Raw genomic sequence first — 18,593 nt, forward strand, 5'->3', positions numbered from 1 at the left:
GCGTCGACGGCCTTCTGGAGCGCCGCGTTGTTGTAGCCGAGGGCGGTCTGCACGTCGCCCTTGCCGACGAAGCCGGTGCCGGTGGCGGCGTCGAACGTGACCGCCGCCGAGGCGGGGGTGGCGCCCAGGGCGATCGCCGCCACGGAGACCGCGACACCGCCGACGAGCTTGCTACGCATGTGCATGAATGGAATCTTTCGTCATGTCGTCGCTCAACGGCCGGCCTTGAGGTGCCGGTGCGCCCCTCCCCCGCTTTCCGGCCGCACGGACGTGGCAGGCACCACACCGCGACGCCAATTGACGCAGAACGCGAAGGGGAAGTGCAGGGCAAGTCCGGTTTCGTGACCATGTCGTGGTGAATGGTCAGCTGATCCTCCACCGTTTCCACGTACCGCGGCACGATGACGGAGCGGACACCTGCCGGCACGGTCGACAGCTCCGGTCCGACTCGCGGAAGGGACTGCGCCGAACCGCCCCACGCCCTGGCCGACAGGACGATCGGCGCAGGTCGCGCCGCCCGTTCGCCGTCCCCGGGACGACCTCGAGCGGCTCCACGGAGGACCGGCCTCCGCCCACCGGGGTCACCGCCTCGCCGGTGACGAGGCGAATCCGGCACGGGCACGGCCCGGCCACGGCCGCATCACCGTCGCGTGCGCGCCGAGTTTCGACTCCCGTATCCACGTTCCATTCCCGGGCCGCTCTCGGCACTCCGATCGCCGACGCACGGAATGCACGCAGAATTCCCCGCCTTCGCCGTGTGCATGATGAGGGCGGGAAAACCGTGCCGGATCATTGTTGATGAACGTTCAGCCACTTCCTCCGCGTCGGCCGGGCGGCGCCTGCCGACGGCGGCCGCCCTCCTGGGCCGGGGTCCGTAGGCACGCGGGCACCGGCGGGGCAGCGGTGGGAAGCTGTGGCACGGCGGCGGACACCCCGGGCGGGTAGCCGCTGCAACGGGTACCCGCGCGAAGGTGCGACGGCCACGTCCGGGAATCCGCGGGGAGACAGGGGAGCGTGACCGAGAACATCGCCTGCACGTTCTCCAAGACCTTCTTCGACCTCTGAACCCGGCCGGTTCACCCCGAATGAGGGCCCGCCACGGTCACCGCGCTGCGGTCCGGCGCGGTGACCGCTCCGCGAGGCGGTACGCGACTGCGAGGCGAGCCGCGACGACTCCCGGCATCGGGGAGGGAAGTCGGCCGCAGCGAGGTGCCGGAAGTCCTGACCGCCGACCGGACCGACGGAACACGCGGCAGCGGAAGGGCCGGTGCACTCCGGGGCGCGGTGAGCGCCGGGGCTCCGCAGCGCACGGTCCCCGCAGGTCCACCGGCCGTCGGTCCGGTCAGGGGAGGCACGGCAGCACCCGGCCCGCTGTTCGCACGGGCCGGGTGCCGTGGCCGGCCCGTGCGGGGGAGCCGGCGCGGCGCCGATCGACTCCGTTCAGTTGTCGAAGGGCGGGTCGGGGCCGGAGAGGGCCCGCGGGGGTCGGGCCCGAGCGGGTGCGGCCCGTCCGGGAACCGGTGCAACCTTTCGCACGGCACCAGGCATCAGGGATCCGGGCAGCGCAATCCGGCGGTGCCCGCGAAAGGGAGGGAGGGGTGCCTGATGGTGCGACGTACGGCGGGTTCACGCGACGCCGAGTTCACCGAGTACGCGGCGTCCCGGGTCGGGTGGTTGCGCAAGGTCGCGTACCTGCTCTGCGGTGACTGGGACCGGGCCGACGGTCTCGTCCAGGAGACCATCACCGAGCTCTACGTGAAGTGGCCCCGGACGGGGAGGGCGGAGAACCGGGACGGCTACGCCCGGACGGTGCTGGTCAAAACGTTCCTGGCGAAGCAGCGGACCTCGTGGTGGCGGCGGACCCGGAGGGGTGGGACGGCGCCGGCCGCGGCCACGGCGTGGGCCGACGTGGACGCCACGATCGACCTGCGGCAAGCCCTGGCCGCGCTGCCGCCCGGGCAACGGGCGGCCGTGGTGCTGCGCCACTACTGCGACCTCTCGATCGAGCAGGCCGCCGACCTCCTGGGCTGCTCCGCCGGCAACCTGAGGACTCGGAGTTCGCGCGGCCCGGATGCACTCGGACGTTCGTCCGACGACCGACCGGCCGAGGGGAGCAGGGCGTGAACGAGGAGACGATCCTGGCCGAGGAGCTCTCGGCGCTGGCCGACGGGTCCGCCCCGCCGAGCACCGTGGACGTCCACGGAGCGGTGCGGCGCGGCCGTGTCAGGCTGCTGCGGCGGCGGGTGGCGCTGGTGACCGCCGCTTCCGCGGTGGTGGCCTGCTCGGCCGCACTGGCCCTGGTGCTGCCGGGCGGCGGCAGGGCGGCGGATCCCGCCGTGCTGCCGACCACGAGCGTGTCCCCGTCGCCGAGCGGCGCGCACACGTGGAACCCGATCCCGCAGCCGAGCGGGCCCGCCGAGACGCCGTCCGAGACCAGGTCGCCCGCCCCGGTGACCGGCACCGATCCGCTGATCTCCGACGCGCGGTTCGGCTGGCTCCCGGACTCGGTCAAGACGCTCCGCTACATGCGGGAGGCCAACGGCCAGCAGGCCAGCGCACTGGGGGAGCCAGGGAAGTTCCCGAGTCCCTCCTTCAGCCTCAAGGTCTTCCCGGCAGGGGTGACGCCCGCACTGCCGACCCTCCCGGACGGAAAACCCAACCTGCCGGGCTACAAGCCGGGGAACCATGCCATCCGGGTCGACGCCCCGCAGGTCAACGGGCGGGAGGCGTACTGGATCACCGCGAGCGACCCGAACATGGCGGAGACCATGAACATCCTGCGCTGGAAGACCGCGGAGGGCCGGTGGGCGGAGCTCGACTCCGGCTCCCTCTCCGATGCCGACAAACAGCGGACCCCGCTGAAGGTGGCGGCCGGCGTGACCACCGGCCACTGGCAGGTGCCGCTGCCGCTGCGGATCAGCGACCTGCCCGCGGCGTACACGGTGAACTCGGTGACGCTCCGGCAGGCGCGCGACGGCGGCGACTTCTCGCTGGACCTGAGCATCGGGTCCTCGACCGGCGCGTTCATCGGCGTCACGGTCAAACCGGACGTCCCGGACACGGTGCGGACCGGGCCGGACGGAATGCCCCACCAGCCGGAGTCGACGACGTGCACGTCCGAGAACGGCGTGAAGGCGTGCGTGACCGCCCTGGGGAACGAGGCGCACGTCTTCGACGCGGCCGGCGGCACCCAGGGCCTGCTGGACAGGTTCACCCTCTTCGGCACGGACCCGGCCACCTGGAACACCGCCGTACGTGACTGACGGCCCGTCGCGGACGCAACGCCCGGTGCACACGGGGGCACCGGGCGTTGCGTCCGTCCTCCCCTGCCGGGGCATCCGTCAGAACGGCGGCCCCGACCAGCCCGAGGACGCCCGGTCCGAGCAGACACAGGACGTCGGTCAACGACCTCTCCGGTCTCGGAGGTCCGGAATGGCGGTGCGGTGCTCCGGGTGGTGACCACAGTGCGCCCATGAAGCCCCTTTCTCGCCGGTGGTGACGTCCCGCCGGCCCCGCAGCGGGCCGCGGGCCCGCGGCCGAGTACCGGTACTCATCCGTCGACCTGCGCACTGCCCGCGCCGAGGGCCGTCTCCTCGATCACGCGCCCCGCCGCCGCCCCTCGTGCGTTCACGGCCGATGAGCGTCGTGACGGGCGCGCAACCGGGGGCCGCGTACGGCGGGCAGCCGGACCAGGGTGTCCCTGAAGGCGCCGTGGTGGGGCGTCAGTGGGTACCAGGGGCGCGGTGGCAGGGGTTAGTCGTCACGCAGGACGCCCTCGGGGAGTACCCCGGTGGCGGGCATCGGCGAGGTCTCACCGGGTTGCGTGAGGTACGCCCGGACCCCGCTGTCCAGCGGCACCACGGCCGCCTCGTCACCGGGCGGGCGCCAGGGCTCGCCCGTGAGGGGGTGGCGGGGGACGAGGAGGACGTCGGGACGGGAGAGCGGCTCGCGGATCCCCGGGCCGGCGAGCCCCACCGAGCGGGCATCGGGTCCGGCGGGGAGGTACCGGCCGACCGCGTGGCCGAGCAGCTCGGCGGCGGGGCCGGCGGGGAGCGTCACCGGGCGGTCCCGGTGGCCGCCACGAGGTGCGCCAGCGCCACCCCGACGGCGGCCTCCCAGCGGCGGCTCCACGACCCGTCGGGTTCGACGGGCGGGACACGGTGCTCGGCACGCTCCAGGCCGACCCGCCGGCCCGGGAACCGGGCGTCCGCCGGGAGTCGTAGCCCGCCGCCCGTTGACCAGCCGTCCGCGGCCGCGAACGGCCGGCACCCTCAGCCGCAACACGGGAGCAGAGACATCGTCGTTTCTCACGCGACGGTGACGGCGGTGACACCCTGCAGGGCCGTCCCGCTCCCGTGCGGACGCGAGGCCGGCCTCGAAAGCGTCCGCTTCGTGCTCGGGCGGTGACAGGGCGAGATCCGGGGCAGCGTGCCGGGCCGGACCACCGTCACCGGTGTCCAGGAAGAGGACGACGCCGAGCCCCGACGCGTGCGTGCCCGCGTCGAGCACACCTCCGCCCGCATGAAGAACTACGAGATCCTCCGCGGCTGCCGACAGAAAGGAGACGGCCAACACCACGCGGTGCAGGCCGTCACCCACATGCACGACCTCGCCCTCGCCCATGAAACAGCAGGTCAGAGCAGATAAAGACATGCCTGCTCATAGCCTTCTGCACCAAGCTTCAGCGCCGGCCCTCGGCGGAGCCGGCTCCGCCGGGCTCGGCGCCGGGAGTTCGCTTCACCGCTTGACAGCGACTCCCGCGTAGGCCGGAGCCGCCTCCTGCCAGCCCTGGGGCAGCTGTCCCTGCGGCCGCCACAGCGGAAGCTGCACCAGTCCGGGATCAACCAGTTCGAAGTCCCCGAAGAACTTCTCCACCTCGGCCCGCGCCCGCAGGACCAACGGCGAACTGGCACCACGGTAGATCCGGGTGGTCTCTTCGGCCGCCTGTGGCGACATCAGATCCTGCGTGCCGTGCGAGAGTATCAGCATGCTCCCGGGCGCCAGGACGTCCCGCAGCTGGGCCACCGTCTCGGCGGCCCCCTCCTCGTCCCGGACGAAGTGCAGCACCGCCACCAGCATCAGGGCCACCGGACGGGAGAGATCGATTGCCTGCTTCAGGCCCGGATCGGCGAGTATGGCGGCCGGGTCACGCAGGTCTGCGTGGAGAACCGTGGTGTGCCCGGCCGGGTGGTGGGCCAGCAGGGCACGGGCATGGGTGAGGACGATCGGGTCGTTGTCGACGTAGACCACGCGGGCGTCCGGAGCGACTCGATGGGCGACCTCGCTGGTGCTGCCCATCGCCGGGATCCCGGTGCCGATGTCCAGGAACTGCCGAATACCGGAGCCGACCGCGAACTCCACCGCACGGCCGAGGAACTCGCGATTGATCCGCGCCCCGAGCCGGGCATCGGGCATCAACGCGATGATCTTTTCGGCAGCCTCCCGGTCGGCCGGGAAATGGTCCTTGCCACCCAGGTAGTAGTCGTACATCCGCGCAGGGTGGGGGATTCCGGTGTTCAGCTCCGCCGGAGGCTGCCACTCCCCCGCCACGATCGACGGCGGCCCACCGGGCGTCATCTCGTCCTGCACCAGCTCTCCCCCGGATCCGTGACATCTCGTCATCTCATCCTAAGGGTCCCGGGCAGCGGCGGTGGCGGGTCCTCGGCCGCATCGCGAATCCCGCCGCGGCTCACCTCCCTCGCCCGGCGTCGCACCGCCACCCTCCCCGCCGAGTGAACCCGCGCTCTCGCGCCCCGGGCCGCCGGCGCGGCGCCGGATCCGTTCCGTCCCGGCTGTTCGATCCTGTTCCGCCCCGGACTACGCTCTGCGGCATGCGAGATGACGCCGATGACAGGGACCGCAGGCGCGTACGACGCCAGGTGCGGTTCGCCGCCGGGATCGAGCCGGACGAGTCGGCAGCGCCCGGCGGTGGCAGTCTGTTCAGCGAGTCGGTCCTGGTCTTCAACGAGAAGCCGAAGCTCATCGAACTGACCGCCGAGTACACGGTGTTCGACCGCGACGGCACAGAGGTGGGGAGGGCCGTCGAGACCGGCCACCACGTGCTGAACAAGGCCGCGCGGCTGCTGTCCCCCGCCCTCGCGAGCGAGCTGCGCCGCACGGTCGAGGTCCGCGACGCCGACGGCACCCCCGCACTCGTCCTGGAGAAGGCCGCTCGCTTCCTCCGGCCCGAGGTGTCCGTCACCCGCCCCGACGGCACGCCGGTCGGACGGATCGCCCTCCAGGGGAAGGGCCTGCGACCGGTGTTCGACATCCACACCACCGAGCACAAGATCGGCACGGTGCGGGACAGCAGCCTACGCGGCGGCGAGATCTCCGTCCTGGACCTGGCCGGCACGGAGATCGCCCACATCACCAAGACCTGGGAGGGCGTGGCCCGGGTGACCTTCACCCGGGCCGACCACTACGTCCTGCGCATCATGCGGCCGCTCGCCGATCCACTGCGCACCCTGGTCGTCGCGACGGCCCTCTGCGTCGACCTGGCGCTGAAGAGCGACACCCGCACTCCCTGAGCCCACTCCCCACCCCCGGCGCCGCGCGTCGCCGGCAGCCCGGCGCCGGGGTCAGCGGTGTTCAGGGTTCTCGAAGTCGAAGCGGCAGCCGGCCTCCCACTCGGAGCGCTGGTTGCCGCGGGCGGGGATGCGGCCGGCGTCCTTGAACATCCGGGCGAGGCGAGGTGCACCAGGTTCCAGGTCATGAAGGTGGTGTTGCGGTTAGGGCCCGCAGAGAACCAACATGCTGATTTGATCTCGGTCTTGGCTTCCGCGCGAGGAAGGCTGCCACGTCCGCTGGGGTGCAAAACCGTGCGGTGGATGGTGGGATCGGTGGCGTGCCCGGCCAGAAGAGGCTGCACCTCCGAGCAGCCGGTCGACGCGCAGCCCGCCGGCCCGGCGGAGCCTGGAGCAGAGTCCCCCGGCGGCGTCCGCCTCGGGCGAGGCGGACGGCGGCCCGGACGAAGGGACCGCCCCGAAGGGCTGAGGCGCACCCCGGGTCGGGCGGGGCCGCCTGCCCCTCCCGGGGTCAGTTCTGCCGCAGGGCCGGCATCGGGATCGGGACCGAGTACGCGGTGGCGCCCGCCCCGACGCCGCGTTCGCAGCTGTTCGGCGGCTGGGTGGTGACCCCGCGGGCGGAAGGCGCCTCGGCCGCCCAGAACATGTAGCCGAGCAGTCCGCTGCTGCTGCCGGCGCCGTTGGGAGCCGCGCTCTGCAGCCAGCTGCCGGTGGAACTCTGCAGCGAGGCCGAGAAGTCGTTGCACTCCGGCCGGACCTTCGACCCCTCGGCGATGTACAGGCTGCCGGTGAACTTGGCGGGGGCGAGCGGCGGTACGGGCGGGTTGTAGGTGGGCTTGCCGTCCAAGTGCTCCTGCCAGTCGGCGATCGCACCGGAGGCGGACGGCTGCCGTGCGGGCACCATCGCGTTGGCGTAGTCGAGCACCGGCTTGTCGGTCCGCAGCCAGTTGGCGGTGGCGTACTGGTTGATGCCGATCAGCCAGCGGTCGCCGGCGGCGGTGTCGATGGTGAGCCTGGCGGCGGGGTCCGCGCCGGTGGGGTCGTACGGGTGGGCGGCCCGGTAGGCGTCGACGAAGGCCTGCAGACCGGTGAGGTCCGGGCCGGTGTTCTGCTCGTAGTCGATCTCGATGCCGACACCGAGCCGGCCGGCCAGGGCGGCGGCGCGTTGACCGAGCAGGGTGGCGTTCTGGGCGAGGGCCTGGTCCCAGGCGTCGGTGTAGGTGATGCCGCCGACGGAGAGCATCACCCGCACGCCGTGGCTCTTGAACCAGCCGATCACGGCCTGGTCCATGCCGCGCGGGACACCGTCCAGGGTGGTGGCGTCGGTGGTGCCGTTCAGCAGCTTGAGCGGGTGGACGAAGCTGAGCACGGCCAGGTTGACCGAGGGGCGGCCGTCGCCGCGGTCGATCAGCCAGTGGTTCTTCGCGTCGAATTCGGCCATGTCGCGGACGGTGCCCCAGATGCAGGCGTCGTCGCTGCAGTGCCAGGCGCCGTACACCTGGAGCGGGGTGCCCGCGGCGGCCGCGGCCGGCGGTCCGACGGGTACGAGTGCCGCGCCCAGCAGCGCGGTGGTGCCGACGATCGTGCGGAGCCTGTTGGACGGAACGCGCATGCAACGCCTCCAGACGGACGGGACGGCCCCCGGGCAGATCACAGCATGAGGTCTGGACCACGTGCGGTCAACGGGGTGGACGACGCCGGTGGGCCGGGGTGTGACATGTCGTCAATCCTTTAATAGTCCCCGCTACACGATGCACATCCCGCCCATGGCGTGACGCGCCGCACACTGGGCCGACTCCGCGCGCTGCGGAGCCTTCTCGCGCCGCCCCCGCACGTTCCGTCCCGAGGGAGTTGCCCGTGTCCGCCGTCGAGCAGTCCACCGCCGTCCAGGACCAACCGACCGTCCAACGCCTCAAGGCGAACTCCGTCGGACTGACCGGCGTGATCTTCATGGCGCTGGCGACAGCCGCACCGATCACCGCGATGACCGGCAACCTGCCGGTCATCGTCGGCGGCGGCAACGGCGTCCACGCGCCGGCCGGCTTCCTCTTCGTCACCCTGGTGCTGACCGTCTTCACCATCGGCTACGTGGCGATGGCCCGGCACATCACCACCGCCGGCGCCTTCTACGGCTACGTCTCGCACGGCCTGGGCCGGGTGGTCGGCATGGCGTCCGGCCTGCTCGCGATCCTCGCCTACGTGGTGTTCGAGGCCTCGATCGTCGGCATCTTCGCGTACTTCGGCCAGCAGGCCGTGGAGTCGCAGTTCGGCGTGGACCTGCCCTGGCAGGTGTTCGCGCTGGCCATGCTGGCGATCACCGCGATCCTGTCGTACTTCGACCTGGAGGTGGCGTCGAAGATCCTCGGCGTCTTCCTGGTCGGAGAGGTGCTGATGCTGATCCTGCTGGCCGGCTCGGTGCTGGCGCACGGCGGCGGCCCGGACGGTCTGCACCTGTCCTCGCTCAACCCCACCGGCGCCTTCGCCGGGATCAACGCCGGTGTCGGCCTGTTCTTCTGCTTCTGGTCGTGGATCGGCTTCGAGTCGACCGCGATGTACGGCGAGGAGTCCCGCAACCCGAAGCGGATCATCCCGCGCGCCACCCTGCTCGCGGTGGTCCTGCTCGGCGTGCTCTACACCTTCGTCTCCTGGATGGTGCTGAGCGGCAACGGCCCGGCCAAGTCCCTCGACATCGCCACTGGTTCGAGCCCGCTCGACCTGTTCCTCGCCCCCGCCCGGCAGTACCTGGGCCACTGGGCGGTCACCGCCTTCCAGTGGCTGATGGTGACCAGCGCCTTCGCCTGCGGCATGGCCTTCCACCAGTGCGCCTCCCGCTACCTGTACGCGATCGGCCGCGAGGGCTTCCTGCACCCGGTCCTCGGGCGCACGCACGCCAAGCACGGCTCTCCGTACATCGCCTCCTTCACCCAGACCGGCATCGCGCTGGCGATCATCGTGGCCTTCTGGGTGACCGGCCAGGACCCGTACGTCAGCCTCTACACCCTCACCGCGATCCTCGGCACGCTCGCCCTGCTGGTGGTGCAGACCCTCTGCTCCTTCGCGGTGATCGCGTACTTCCGGCGCAACCACCCCGAGTCGCGGCACTGGTTCCGCACCTTCACCGCGCCGCTGCTCGGCGGCCTCGGCATGATCGCCGCGATCGTGCTGCTGGTGATGAACCTGGACACCGCCGCCGGCGCCGCCTCCAAGATCCTCTTTTTCAGGTTCATCCCGTGGATCGTCGCCGCGGTGTTCCTCGGCGGCATCGCCCTCGGGCTCTGGATGAAGGCCAGGAACCCCGAGAGGTACGAGGTGATGGGCCGTCTCGTCGTCGAGAACGCCCAGGAGCGCGAGGACGAGGAGCCCGCGCCGGCCGCAGTCTGACTCACCGCGGTCCGACCCCCGCCCCCAAGGCCCCCTCCCCGCAGTCCGACCCCCCGTTTCGCAGTCTGACCCCCACAGAGAACGGAAAGGCTGTCCCCCACATGGCACGCACCCACCAAGCCCGGCTGATCCGCAACCTACTGGCCGACCAGGCGGTCGCCGACCGGCTGCAACTGCCGGCCGACGAGTACCGCGGCCTCCGTGACGAGGCCCGCGCCGAGCCGGACGGCGTCTCCCGCCGCGCGCTGCTCGGCCGGGCCGCCGCCCTCGGCATCGGCCTGACCGGCGCCGCGGCGCTGTCCGGCGGCGCCAAGGCGCACGCGGCACCCGTCACCACCCCGAAGGTCGTCGGCTCGCCGCGGATCGCCATCATCGGCGCCGGCATCTCCGGCCTGAACGCCGCCCTCACCCTCGCCGACAAGGGCGTCGCCGCCACCGTCTACGAGGCCAACCCGACCCGGACCGGCGGCCGGATGTACTCCGGCGGAAGCCCCTCCAGCCCGGGCCCGTGGAACCAGGGCCAGGTCTCCGAATGGGGCGGCGAACTGGTCGACACCGGCCACCACGCCATCAAGGACCTCTGCCGGCGCTTCGGCCTCGGCCTGACCGACGTCGCCGCCGACCTGCCGCCCGGCGCCGAGGGCATCTTCCACTTCAACGGGCACTACTACCCGAAGGACCAGGTCGACAACGACTTCAAGCAGATCTGGCAGTCGATCAAGACCGACATCCAGGCCGGCGGCTCGGCGCCCACCTGGAACAGCCACAACGCCGCCTCGGTCGCCCTCGACAACCTGTCGATCCGCGACTGGATCGACTCCCGGGTGCCGGGCGGCTTCGGCAGTGACCTCGGCGCCCTGTTGGACTGCGCCTACGCGGTCGAGTACGGCGCGGACACCACCACGCAGTCCTCGTACGCGATGCTGGTGATGCTCTCCTGGCAGTCCAGCCCGGGCAACCTCTCCATCTGGGGCGGCTCCGACGAGCGATGGCACATCACCGGCGGCAACGACCAGGTCCCGCGCGCCATCGCCGCGGCTCTGCCGACCGGCACGGTGCAGATGGGACACACCCTGCAGGCCGTGGTGAAGAACGCCGACGGCAGCCAGGCCCTCACCTTCGCCCTGGACGGCGGCGGCACCAAGACGGTGGTCGCCGACCACACCATCCTGGCCGTCCCGCTGCCGATCCTGCAGAGCCACGTCGACCTGTCGAAGGCCGGGCTCGACCAGATGATGAAGGGCGTCCTCGCCAACATGAGGATGGGTGCCTGCACCAAGCTCAACATGCAGTTCACCAACCGGAACCCCTGGTCCGGCACCGGCGTCTGGCCGGGCGTCTCCAACGGCGAGTGCTTCGCCGACCTGCCGTACCAGCAGGCCTGGGACGTCACCCGCGGCCAGGCCGGCAGCAACGGCATCCTGGTCCAGTACGGCGGCGGCAGCCTCGCCCGCGGCCTCACCCCGCCGTCGGCGTTCACCACCGCGTCCACCGCGTACACCCGCAACCTGGTGGACAACTACCTCAGCCAGATCGACTCGATCTGGCCGGGCACCAAGGCCGCCTGGAACGGCAAGGCCACGCTGTCCGCCTGGCACCTCAACCCGTACTCGTACGGCGCCTACTCGTACTGGCCGGTGGGCTACCTGACCACCTACGCGGGCTACGAGGGCACCGCACAGGGCAACCTGCACTTCGCCGGCGAGCACACCTCGTACGACTTCCAGGGCTACATGAACGGCGGCGCCGTCGAGGGCGCCCGGGCGGCGAACGAGGTTCTCGCCGCCATCGGCTGACGGGTAACCATCCGCAGCAACGGCAACGGGCGGTCCGCCATGCGGGCCGCCCGTTGCGGTTCGATCACGACGTGTCCGACTGGTCGCGCACTGGGTGGATCATCCGGCGGAACCGTGTGGTTGGCCGAATCACGCCTGAGCCGCTGCCGACCCGACCGGCTGCCCCGGACGTCGGGGCCGAAGGTGCGCAGTGCGGTCCTGCGCTCCCGGCAGGCCGGCCCCTCGGACGGGCCCCTCACCTGCATGCGCACCACTGGTGCCTGACCCCCTGATTCCCCGCGCGTCAAAAGCACCGTCCATGACCGGGGAGCGTAGCCGGTGCCCGCGACACCGCCCCGGCCGACCGGCGGGAGTGTGCGCAAGCGGGACGGCCCGGCTGCCAAGAGGAGGGAGCGACCGGGCCGACGACGCAGGCGACAGCACTGCCCGCACCACGACCGTACGGCCCGCCGGAGCGCCGGCCCGGCAGGCCCCTCCGGGCCGAAGGGTTTTGTCGGCATGGTGAGGAGCGTGTCCCCGGGGATCGCGGGTAGGCGGCGGTGCGCACGCGTCCCACCGGCGCGCAGACAGCCAGTGACCTCCGGCATCGGGAGACCGGCATGACCGTGACCGCCGAAAGCACCACGGCGACGACACTGTTCGCGCAGCGATACCGAGTGTGTTCGGTGTTGGGCCGAGGTGGCGGGGCCGACGTCCTGCGCGCCGTGGACGAGCGGTTGAACCGCGAGGTGGCCCTCAAGGTCTTCCGGCCCGGCGCGAGCGCGGACACCGCCCGGCGCTTCGGCGCGGAGGCACGACTGCTGGCCCGGCTCCGCCACCCGGGCCTGATCGAGGTCTACGACTACGGCGTCGTCGCGGACCGGCCCTACCTCGCCCTGGAACTGGTGCGGGGCCCCACACTGGCCGCACTGCTGCGGGCCGAGCCGATGCACGCCGACCGAGTCCGCAGGCTCGGACGCGAACTGGCCACGGCCCTGGCGTACGTGCACTCGCACGGGGTCGTCCACCGGGACGTCAAACCGTCCAATGTCCTGATCGGCACCGACGGCCGCGCCAGGCTGGCCGACTTCGGCGCCGCCCGCCTCCTCGACGAAGTCGCCGCTCCCGGTGACGAAGCACTCACCGGCACCGGCCTGGTCATCGGCACCCCGGCCTACCTCGCTCCGGAACAGATCCGCGGCCAGGGCGCCCTGGCCGCCACCGACGTGTACGCCCTGGGCCTCCTGCTGATCGAGTGTCTGACCGGCAACCGCGAGTACACCGGGGCCCCTATAGAGGCAGCTGCGGCACGCCTGCACCGCCCGCCTTCCATCCCTCGCTCCCTGCCCCGCGACCTCGCAAAAACCCTGCGCCGGATGACCGACATGGACCCGGAACGCCGCCCGTCCGCGGACACCTGCACTCGGCTCCTCACCATTGCGGCCGCGGCGGGGGCCGCGGGGGCGGCCGCCGCCGGCCGGCCTGCGCACAAGGCGCGAGCCGGCGCCCGCCGGCCGACGCACATGAAGCCGCTTCTGGCCGCAGCCTCGCTTCTCGCCCTCACCGGCCTGGGCGGCAGCGCCGCCCTCAGCGGCGGCCCCACCACAACTCACCGACCGGGTACCGGGACACCGACGGTGGCGGCGCCACCGTCGGACACCCCTGCGCCCCCGAGCCACCAACGGCCGGCCCCGGTGGCGTCCACCACCCCCACCCGCCCGCCTGCCGGCGGGACGCGGGCCGTAACCCTCTCTGCTGCCGCAACATCCACACCCTCCGCCACGAATCACCCGGGCGACAACGGCCGGCAAGAGCCGAAGGGCCGGAAGGACGGCCGGCACGGGAAGAAGCCGAAGTAGCACACCGCACCACCCGGCGCCCCCAGCTTCTGGTCCAAGAGCCGTCTGGCATGAATGACGAGTGCCTCCGGCCTGTGCAGCCGGAAGCGTTTCCGGGCGGGGCTGGTGGGCGCGCTCCGGACCAGATCGTGGACGGACCGTCGCCGGGCTGCGGCCGGGCCGTGGGTTGGGGGCCAGCGGCCGGGAGGCCCAGCCAGCACCGGCCGTAGGCAGGGCGGCCTCCGAGCGGTCCGGGCCAGGCAGGGAGCCGCCGGACCGCGGTCAGGCAGGGAGCCGCCGGACCGCGGTCAGGAGCCAGGGCCCCGGGTACGCAGCCGGAAGCCTGCGGCGGGCAGGGCTCCCAACGCATCCTCGATTTGCTGTGTGCGTCGTTCAGGGAGATCCAGGGTGCTTGGCGGGGTGTTCTCGCCCGAACCTCTCGGAGTCTGTCTGGGGCCAGGATGCCGTGCCCTGCCGGCCGGTCGGTGCTACCTCCTGTCCCCGCCAGCCACGGGACTGCACCCGTCTCCGGCAACCCGGCCACTGAGGGGGACTGTGCGTATCCCGCGAGTCTCAGCTGCCGGGCCGGCACAGCGGCGGCATCCAACGGGAACAGGAGGCCGCCGCCTCGTCCTTCGGCTGGCGTAAGACCGACGACACCGAACTCGTCGCCGCCCTCGACGACACCGCTGCCCACCACAGCGCACCCCCACTCCGGCAGACACACAACGACGGCAGCACGACTGCGGCCCCCGATTCCGACGAGCGGGGCTTCAGCGAGACCACCAGTCGGCCACATCGCCGACAAGCCGGACGAGGAACGCAGTCCGGCAGACCCCGATCCCGCGTGCTGCCGGAGCGGAATGCGCCTTGGGCACGTCCCGGCGAGAACGGCGGGTCCGGGTTCCGTTATCGGACCCGCCGCGCAGAAGCACAGCTGCGAGCTTCTGCCGGCTGGCCTGCGCGGGCGCAAGCGGCAGCGGGGCCAGCGGGAACGGGATGCCGCTTTCACGTCAGTTCCCGGACGGCGCCGGGCTTACCGAACAGGGCCACACGACGAGGACGTCGGCTCAACGCGGCGCGGCCAAGATCCCGTCCCGTGGTGGCGGCGGAAGAAGGGACGACGAGGTACGGCCCGTGGCGGCGAGGGGGGATACGCCGCCACGGGCCGCTCTCCCACACTGCCCGGCATGTCGTCTCACCCCGATCCGCGAGGCCAAACCACCCGTCCACGCGAAACAGTCGAGAGTCATGGCAACGAGTGCTCCCACGGCCGCGGCCCGCCGACGGCGACGGCGACGGCGACGGCGACGGCGACGGGACATGCCTGCACGCATTGCGCCGCGTGGAGCAGCCGGTGCCCGCGGTCAGTTCGTCAACTGTGAAGGAGACCCTCGTGCTTCCCCTGGTGGTGGCTCTGCTCCCCCTGCTTCTGTTCGGCGCCAGCTTCGCCGTCAAGGCCCTGTGGTGGATCGCCGTCCTGGTCCTGCCCGTCCGGCTCATCGGGTTCGTCGCCCGCGGCACCGCCTCCGCCGGCCACGGTCGAGGAGCTGTCACGGTCGAGGGGCCACCTCGACGTCGTGGCCGGATCGGCATGTGGCAGGTGTGGAACCGAGCCCGGTGGCAAGGCGCAGTGCCGTGCGCGCCGGCCGCACCCGGTCCGGCGCGGCCGGTGGTTGTCGAAAGGGGTTGTTCGTGACGGTGATATCGCGTCTGCCGGAGCCGGTCCACCAGGAGTGGGACTGGCAGTTGCGGGCGGCGTGCCGGGGCGTGGACGAGCGCCTCGCCCTCCTCGGCCCCGTCACCCGCCGCGGCCGATAGACCAGCCGCCGATCGCCGTTCGGAACCACCGCCGCCCTCGTAGCAGGCATGCGGCGGGGCACGCCCGGTGGTCACAGGGGACGGCAGCCGGAAGGTGCAGGCGACTCCATGGCCAGGATCGGCACCGGGGCTGTTTCGGGGACGCTCACCCTCAACAGCGCTCCCGACCAGCAGCTGGTGGTGTACCAGGCCGCGCCCGGCAGCCCGTCCGCCGAACGCCTGGCACTGCTGCAAGCACCAACCCCGTGATGCGGACCGGGCCGTCGGGACGAGCGAGACGCGCAAGTCGCCGTCCGGCTGATCCCACCCCCGACCGGCGATGAGCTTCCCCTGCACGAGGCCGCGAGCCAGCCCCGGCCGGTGACCATGGTGAAGCCCTGCGACGAACCCGGCAGCAGCGGCCGGCCCTGCTCGTCGTCCAGGACGTTGTCCAGGACGACGAGCAGATTGCGGCCCGTGACGTGGGAACGGGAAGGGCCTCCCGCAGCGCCGGATCCTCGGGATCCGATGTCATGGAACACCCAGGGCCGGCCGGAATCACTCGAACACCCGGACTGCTGGTTCGCCCCCCGTGGTGACCGAGGCGTCGGCCTCCCCGTCAGTCCGCTGACAACGCGGTGCAACCGACCGACAGCGGCATGCCGGTGATCTGCCGCCGGCCCCTGCGACTTTGGTGCAGCAGGGGCGGGGAACACACCCCGTCCGACAGAACCACAAGCACAGGAGCCACGATGGACCAGTCACTGATCACCCGCATGCGCGAGTACCTCGACGCCGGCCTGGCGATGGACGTGGAGACGCTGGACGAGCTCTACGACCCGTCGTTCGAGAACATCCGCACCGACGAGGCCGGGCAGGTGGTGACGATCACCAAGGAGCAGTTCATGCTGCACTTCCGGGCCATGCGCGACCAGGGGAAGCAGGTCGGCGACCCGGTGGACGACGTGCGCTTCCTCGCCACCGTCGTGCGCGGTGACCAGGGCACCGTGATCATGCACCGCGAGCAGCAGGGCGTCCCGGTGCGTTACTGCTTCGTCTGGCAGCGCGCGGGCGGGCGGTGGACCACGCTGCTGCACGAGCTGAGCTTCGAGCGGGACATCACGCCGCTGATTGCAGCGATTGAGGCCGCCCGGGCCGGGACGGCATGAGGGCCGCCCCGCCCGGATCCGACCCTCTCACGGTTCGACGCAGCGACAGGCGTGGGGCGCCGCTGGCGCGGCCGACCGTCGATGGAGCCGCTCTTTGAGTCTCCTGGGCGGGGGTGGGTGCCCATGGCCCGCGGCCGTTGGCGGCCGGGCAGCGGGATGCCGGGAACCGCCTCGGCGGTGCTGCGGGCGATCCTCGCCGGACGCCGCTCGGGCGCGCGCAGTCGATCCGCAGCCTGACCGTCGGTTCGATCAGCTCGCGCGTCCGCTCATGTTGCCCCGCGTTACCGCAAGGCGGCGACGACCAGGCCTTCGATAGCCTCGCGCGACACGTCGCCGCCGCTCACCAGCCCGTCGAAGACCAATCCGTCGATGCAGGAGAGCAGAATCTGGCTGCGGGCCTCGACATCCGCCACGCCGTGTGCGGCGAGGAACAGCCGGACGGACTCTCGGCCGGCGTTCTCGCGGGGGATGAGGATCTCGCGCAGCTCCGGGTCACGCACGCTCTCGACGGTGCAGGCATAGCGGGCGAGCGAGCGGCGGCGGCCCTCGCCGGTGAGCCGATGCCGGGCGAGCAGGGCGACGCCGTCCACCATTTCCTCGGCGGTGCGAGGTACGGGCAGCTGCTCGGCCAGCGCTTGCAGCTCCGCCTGGTCGAGTTGGACCAGGCGCGTGACGAGCCCAGTGAGCAGCGCGGACCGGGTGCGGAAGTACGCCGAGGTGGTACCGGTCGGCATGCCCGCCGCACGGTCGACCGCACGGTGGGTCAGGCCGCGGATCCCCTCGTTGGCGAGCACGTCGAGGGCCGCGTCCGCGAGGAGTGTGCGCCGGTTGGAAGCCATAGCTCCTTTCTACACCTGTAGCGGGTCCACTAAGGTTCATCTACAGATGTAGAAGCCTTGGAGGTTCGACATGGGCAGCACCGCAGTGGTCGTCGGCGGCGGCATCGGCGGATTGGCCGCAGCGATCGGCCTTCACCGGATCGGCTGGGAGGTGACGGTCGTCGAGCGCGCGCCGGTTCTCAACGACGCGGGAGCAGGCATCTCACTGGCCGCCAACGGCCTTCGGGCACTGGACGAGCTCGGCGTCGGCACAGCAGTCCGGACGGCCTCACGGGGCCAGTACAACGGCGGCACCCGCATCCCGGACGGCGGCTGGCTCACCCGGATGGACGGCGCGGCCCTGGAGGAAGCGGTGGGAACCCCGATCACGGGCATCCCCCGCTCCACCCTGCACCGGTTGCTGCGTGAGGCTCTGCCCGCCGAATGCCTACTGATCGGCTCGGAGGCCCACGAGATCCGACCGGACGGCCCCGCACCGGTCCGAGTGACCTGCGGCGGCACTGCCCTGGACGCCGACCTCGTGGTCGCGGCCGACGGCACCGGCAGCCGAGTGCGCAGCAGCCTCTTCCCGACCCACCCCGGCCCCGTCTACAGCGGGTCAACCGTGCTGCGCGCCATTACCGAGCAGGCAGTCGACCTCCATACCGACTTCGAGCTGACCTGGGGGCGCGGTGCCGAGTTCGGGCACATCGCCTTCAACGACGGGCGGGCCGAGTGGCACGCCGTCCTCACCCTGCCCGCCGGGACGCGCTTCGCCGACCCGCTCGCCGAACTGCGCCGCCGATTCCACACCTGGCACGACCCGATCCCCGCCCTGCTCGACGCGACCCGTCCCGACGCCGTGCTCCACCACGACGTCAACGAACTCCGCACGCCGCTGCCCGCATTCGTGGCCGGCCGCATCGCCCTGCTCGGCGACGCAGCACACGCGATGACCCCGAACCTCGGCCAGGGCGCTTGCCAGGCTCTGGAGGACGCGGTCACTCTGGCCGCAGCCCTCGCTACCGAGCCCACCGTCGAAGCCGCCCTCACCCGCTACGACACCGACCGCCGTCCCCGCAGCCAATCGGTCGCCCGGGCCGCCCGGCAGGCCGGGCGGATGGGCCACCAGCTCTCCAACCCCCTAGCCGTCGCCCTGCGCAACACCGCGATGCGACTGACCCCCTCCCGCACCGCCGTGCACATGATCCTGCGCCACCACGCCTGGACACCGCCCCGCCTGGGCTGACCAGACTCACCCCGCAAGTCCGGTCCGTCGGTGAAC

The 18,593-nt window shown here is 72.0% G+C and carries 14 protein-coding genes and 3 pseudogenes; 12 read left to right on the top strand and 5 right to left on the bottom strand.

Annotated elements, in window-relative coordinates; translation table 11 throughout:
- Nucleotides 1–1,605 precede the first annotated feature (1,605 nt).
- Both AB0O09_RS25500 and AB0O09_RS25505 read left to right on the top strand, forming a co-directional pair.
- Entirely contained in the window at nucleotides 1,606–2,124 is a 519-nt protein-coding gene (locus AB0O09_RS25500) for a sigma factor-like helix-turn-helix DNA-binding protein (protein WP_363544803.1), read from the top strand.
- Complete coding sequence (locus tag AB0O09_RS25505) at nucleotides 2,121–3,263, top strand: hypothetical protein (protein WP_363544806.1); 1,143 nt, start codon at nucleotides 2,121–2,123, stop codon at nucleotides 3,261–3,263. The genes AB0O09_RS25500 and AB0O09_RS25505 overlap by 4 nt, the downstream gene beginning before the upstream one ends.
- A gap of 490 nt (nucleotides 3,264–3,753) precedes the next feature.
- Here the strand turns inward: AB0O09_RS25505 and AB0O09_RS25510 are convergent, their stop codons facing one another.
- Nucleotides 3,754–4,059 carry a hypothetical protein gene (locus AB0O09_RS25510; protein WP_363544808.1) on the bottom strand — a complete coding sequence of 102 codons (306 nt, stop codon included), beginning with the start codon at nucleotides 4,057–4,059 and terminating at the stop codon, nucleotides 3,754–3,756.
- Nucleotides 4,060–4,434: 375 nt separating this feature from the next.
- On the opposite strand from AB0O09_RS25510, the pseudogene AB0O09_RS25515 reads away from it, so the two are divergent.
- Nucleotides 4,435–4,647, top strand: a pseudogene (locus tag AB0O09_RS25515) (hypothetical protein); the annotation flags it as partial.
- A gap of 90 nt (nucleotides 4,648–4,737) precedes the next feature.
- Here the strand turns inward: AB0O09_RS25515 and AB0O09_RS25520 are convergent.
- Nucleotides 4,738–5,589, bottom strand: a complete 852-nt coding sequence (locus AB0O09_RS25520; RefSeq protein WP_363544811.1) for an SAM-dependent methyltransferase — start codon at nucleotides 5,587–5,589, stop codon at nucleotides 4,738–4,740.
- A gap of 242 nt (nucleotides 5,590–5,831) precedes the next feature.
- On the opposite strand from AB0O09_RS25520, the gene AB0O09_RS25525 reads away from it, so the two are divergent.
- Nucleotides 5,832–6,530 (top strand): phospholipid scramblase-related protein, encoded by a 699-nt coding sequence (locus tag AB0O09_RS25525; RefSeq protein WP_363544813.1) that lies wholly within the window; start codon nucleotides 5,832–5,834, stop codon nucleotides 6,528–6,530.
- A 51-nt stretch (nucleotides 6,531–6,581) separates the two neighbouring features.
- Here AB0O09_RS25525 and AB0O09_RS25530 read toward each other — a convergent pair.
- Together AB0O09_RS25530 and AB0O09_RS25535 are read right to left on the bottom strand one after the other, a co-directional pair.
- Nucleotides 6,582–6,733: pseudogene (locus tag AB0O09_RS25530) on the bottom strand (flavodoxin family protein); the annotation flags it as partial.
- A gap of 305 nt (nucleotides 6,734–7,038) precedes the next feature.
- The gene (locus AB0O09_RS25535; RefSeq protein WP_363544816.1) at nucleotides 7,039–8,139 is read right to left on the bottom strand and encodes a hypothetical protein; all 1,101 of its coding nucleotides are present in this window, start codon (nucleotides 8,137–8,139) and stop codon (nucleotides 7,039–7,041) included.
- Between the two features lie 338 nt (nucleotides 8,140–8,477).
- Here AB0O09_RS25535 and AB0O09_RS25540 point away from each other — a divergent pair, with 338 nt between their 5' ends.
- The 7 genes and pseudogenes from AB0O09_RS25540 to AB0O09_RS25570 all read left to right on the top strand — a co-directional run bounded on the left by AB0O09_RS25540 (nucleotide 8,478) and on the right by AB0O09_RS25570 (nucleotide 16,490).
- Complete coding sequence (locus AB0O09_RS25540; protein ID WP_363544988.1) at nucleotides 8,478–9,908, top strand: APC family permease; 1,431 nt, start codon at nucleotides 8,478–8,480, stop codon at nucleotides 9,906–9,908.
- Between the two features lie 101 nt (nucleotides 9,909–10,009).
- On the top strand, nucleotides 10,010–11,704 hold the full coding sequence (locus AB0O09_RS25545) for an FAD-dependent oxidoreductase (protein WP_363544819.1): 1,695 nt from the start codon (nucleotides 10,010–10,012) through the stop codon (nucleotides 11,702–11,704).
- Between the two features lie 599 nt (nucleotides 11,705–12,303).
- Nucleotides 12,304–13,542, top strand: a complete 1,239-nt coding sequence (locus tag AB0O09_RS25550; protein WP_363544821.1) for a protein kinase — start codon at nucleotides 12,304–12,306, stop codon at nucleotides 13,540–13,542.
- Between the two features lie 1,375 nt (nucleotides 13,543–14,917).
- Nucleotides 14,918–15,058 (top strand): annotated as a pseudogene (locus AB0O09_RS25555) (hydrophobic protein); the annotation flags it as partial.
- 158 nt (nucleotides 15,059–15,216) lie between these two features.
- Complete coding sequence (locus AB0O09_RS25560; RefSeq protein WP_363544824.1) at nucleotides 15,217–15,342, top strand: hypothetical protein; 126 nt, start codon at nucleotides 15,217–15,219, stop codon at nucleotides 15,340–15,342.
- A 108-nt stretch (nucleotides 15,343–15,450) separates the two neighbouring features.
- Nucleotides 15,451–15,591 (top strand): hypothetical protein, encoded by a 141-nt coding sequence (locus tag AB0O09_RS25565; RefSeq protein ID WP_363544827.1) that lies wholly within the window; start codon nucleotides 15,451–15,453, stop codon nucleotides 15,589–15,591.
- Between the two features lie 482 nt (nucleotides 15,592–16,073).
- Entirely contained in the window at nucleotides 16,074–16,490 is a 417-nt protein-coding gene (locus tag AB0O09_RS25570) for a nuclear transport factor 2 family protein (RefSeq protein WP_363544830.1), read from the top strand.
- A gap of 281 nt (nucleotides 16,491–16,771) precedes the next feature.
- On the opposite strand, the gene AB0O09_RS25575 is transcribed toward AB0O09_RS25570, so the two are convergent.
- Nucleotides 16,772–17,329 carry a TetR family transcriptional regulator C-terminal domain-containing protein gene (locus AB0O09_RS25575; protein ID WP_363544833.1) on the bottom strand — a complete coding sequence of 186 codons (558 nt, stop codon included), beginning with the start codon at nucleotides 17,327–17,329 and terminating at the stop codon, nucleotides 16,772–16,774.
- A gap of 70 nt (nucleotides 17,330–17,399) precedes the next feature.
- Here AB0O09_RS25575 and AB0O09_RS25580 point away from each other — a divergent pair, with 70 nt between their 5' ends.
- Nucleotides 17,400–18,557, top strand: a complete 1,158-nt coding sequence (locus AB0O09_RS25580; RefSeq protein ID WP_363544836.1) for an FAD-dependent monooxygenase — start codon at nucleotides 17,400–17,402, stop codon at nucleotides 18,555–18,557.
- The last annotated feature ends 36 nt before the right edge of the window (nucleotides 18,558–18,593 follow it).

This window comes from Kitasatospora sp. NPDC093679 (assembly GCF_040683455.1).
Lineage (GTDB): Bacteria > Actinomycetota > Actinomycetes > Streptomycetales > Streptomycetaceae > Kitasatospora > Kitasatospora arboriphila.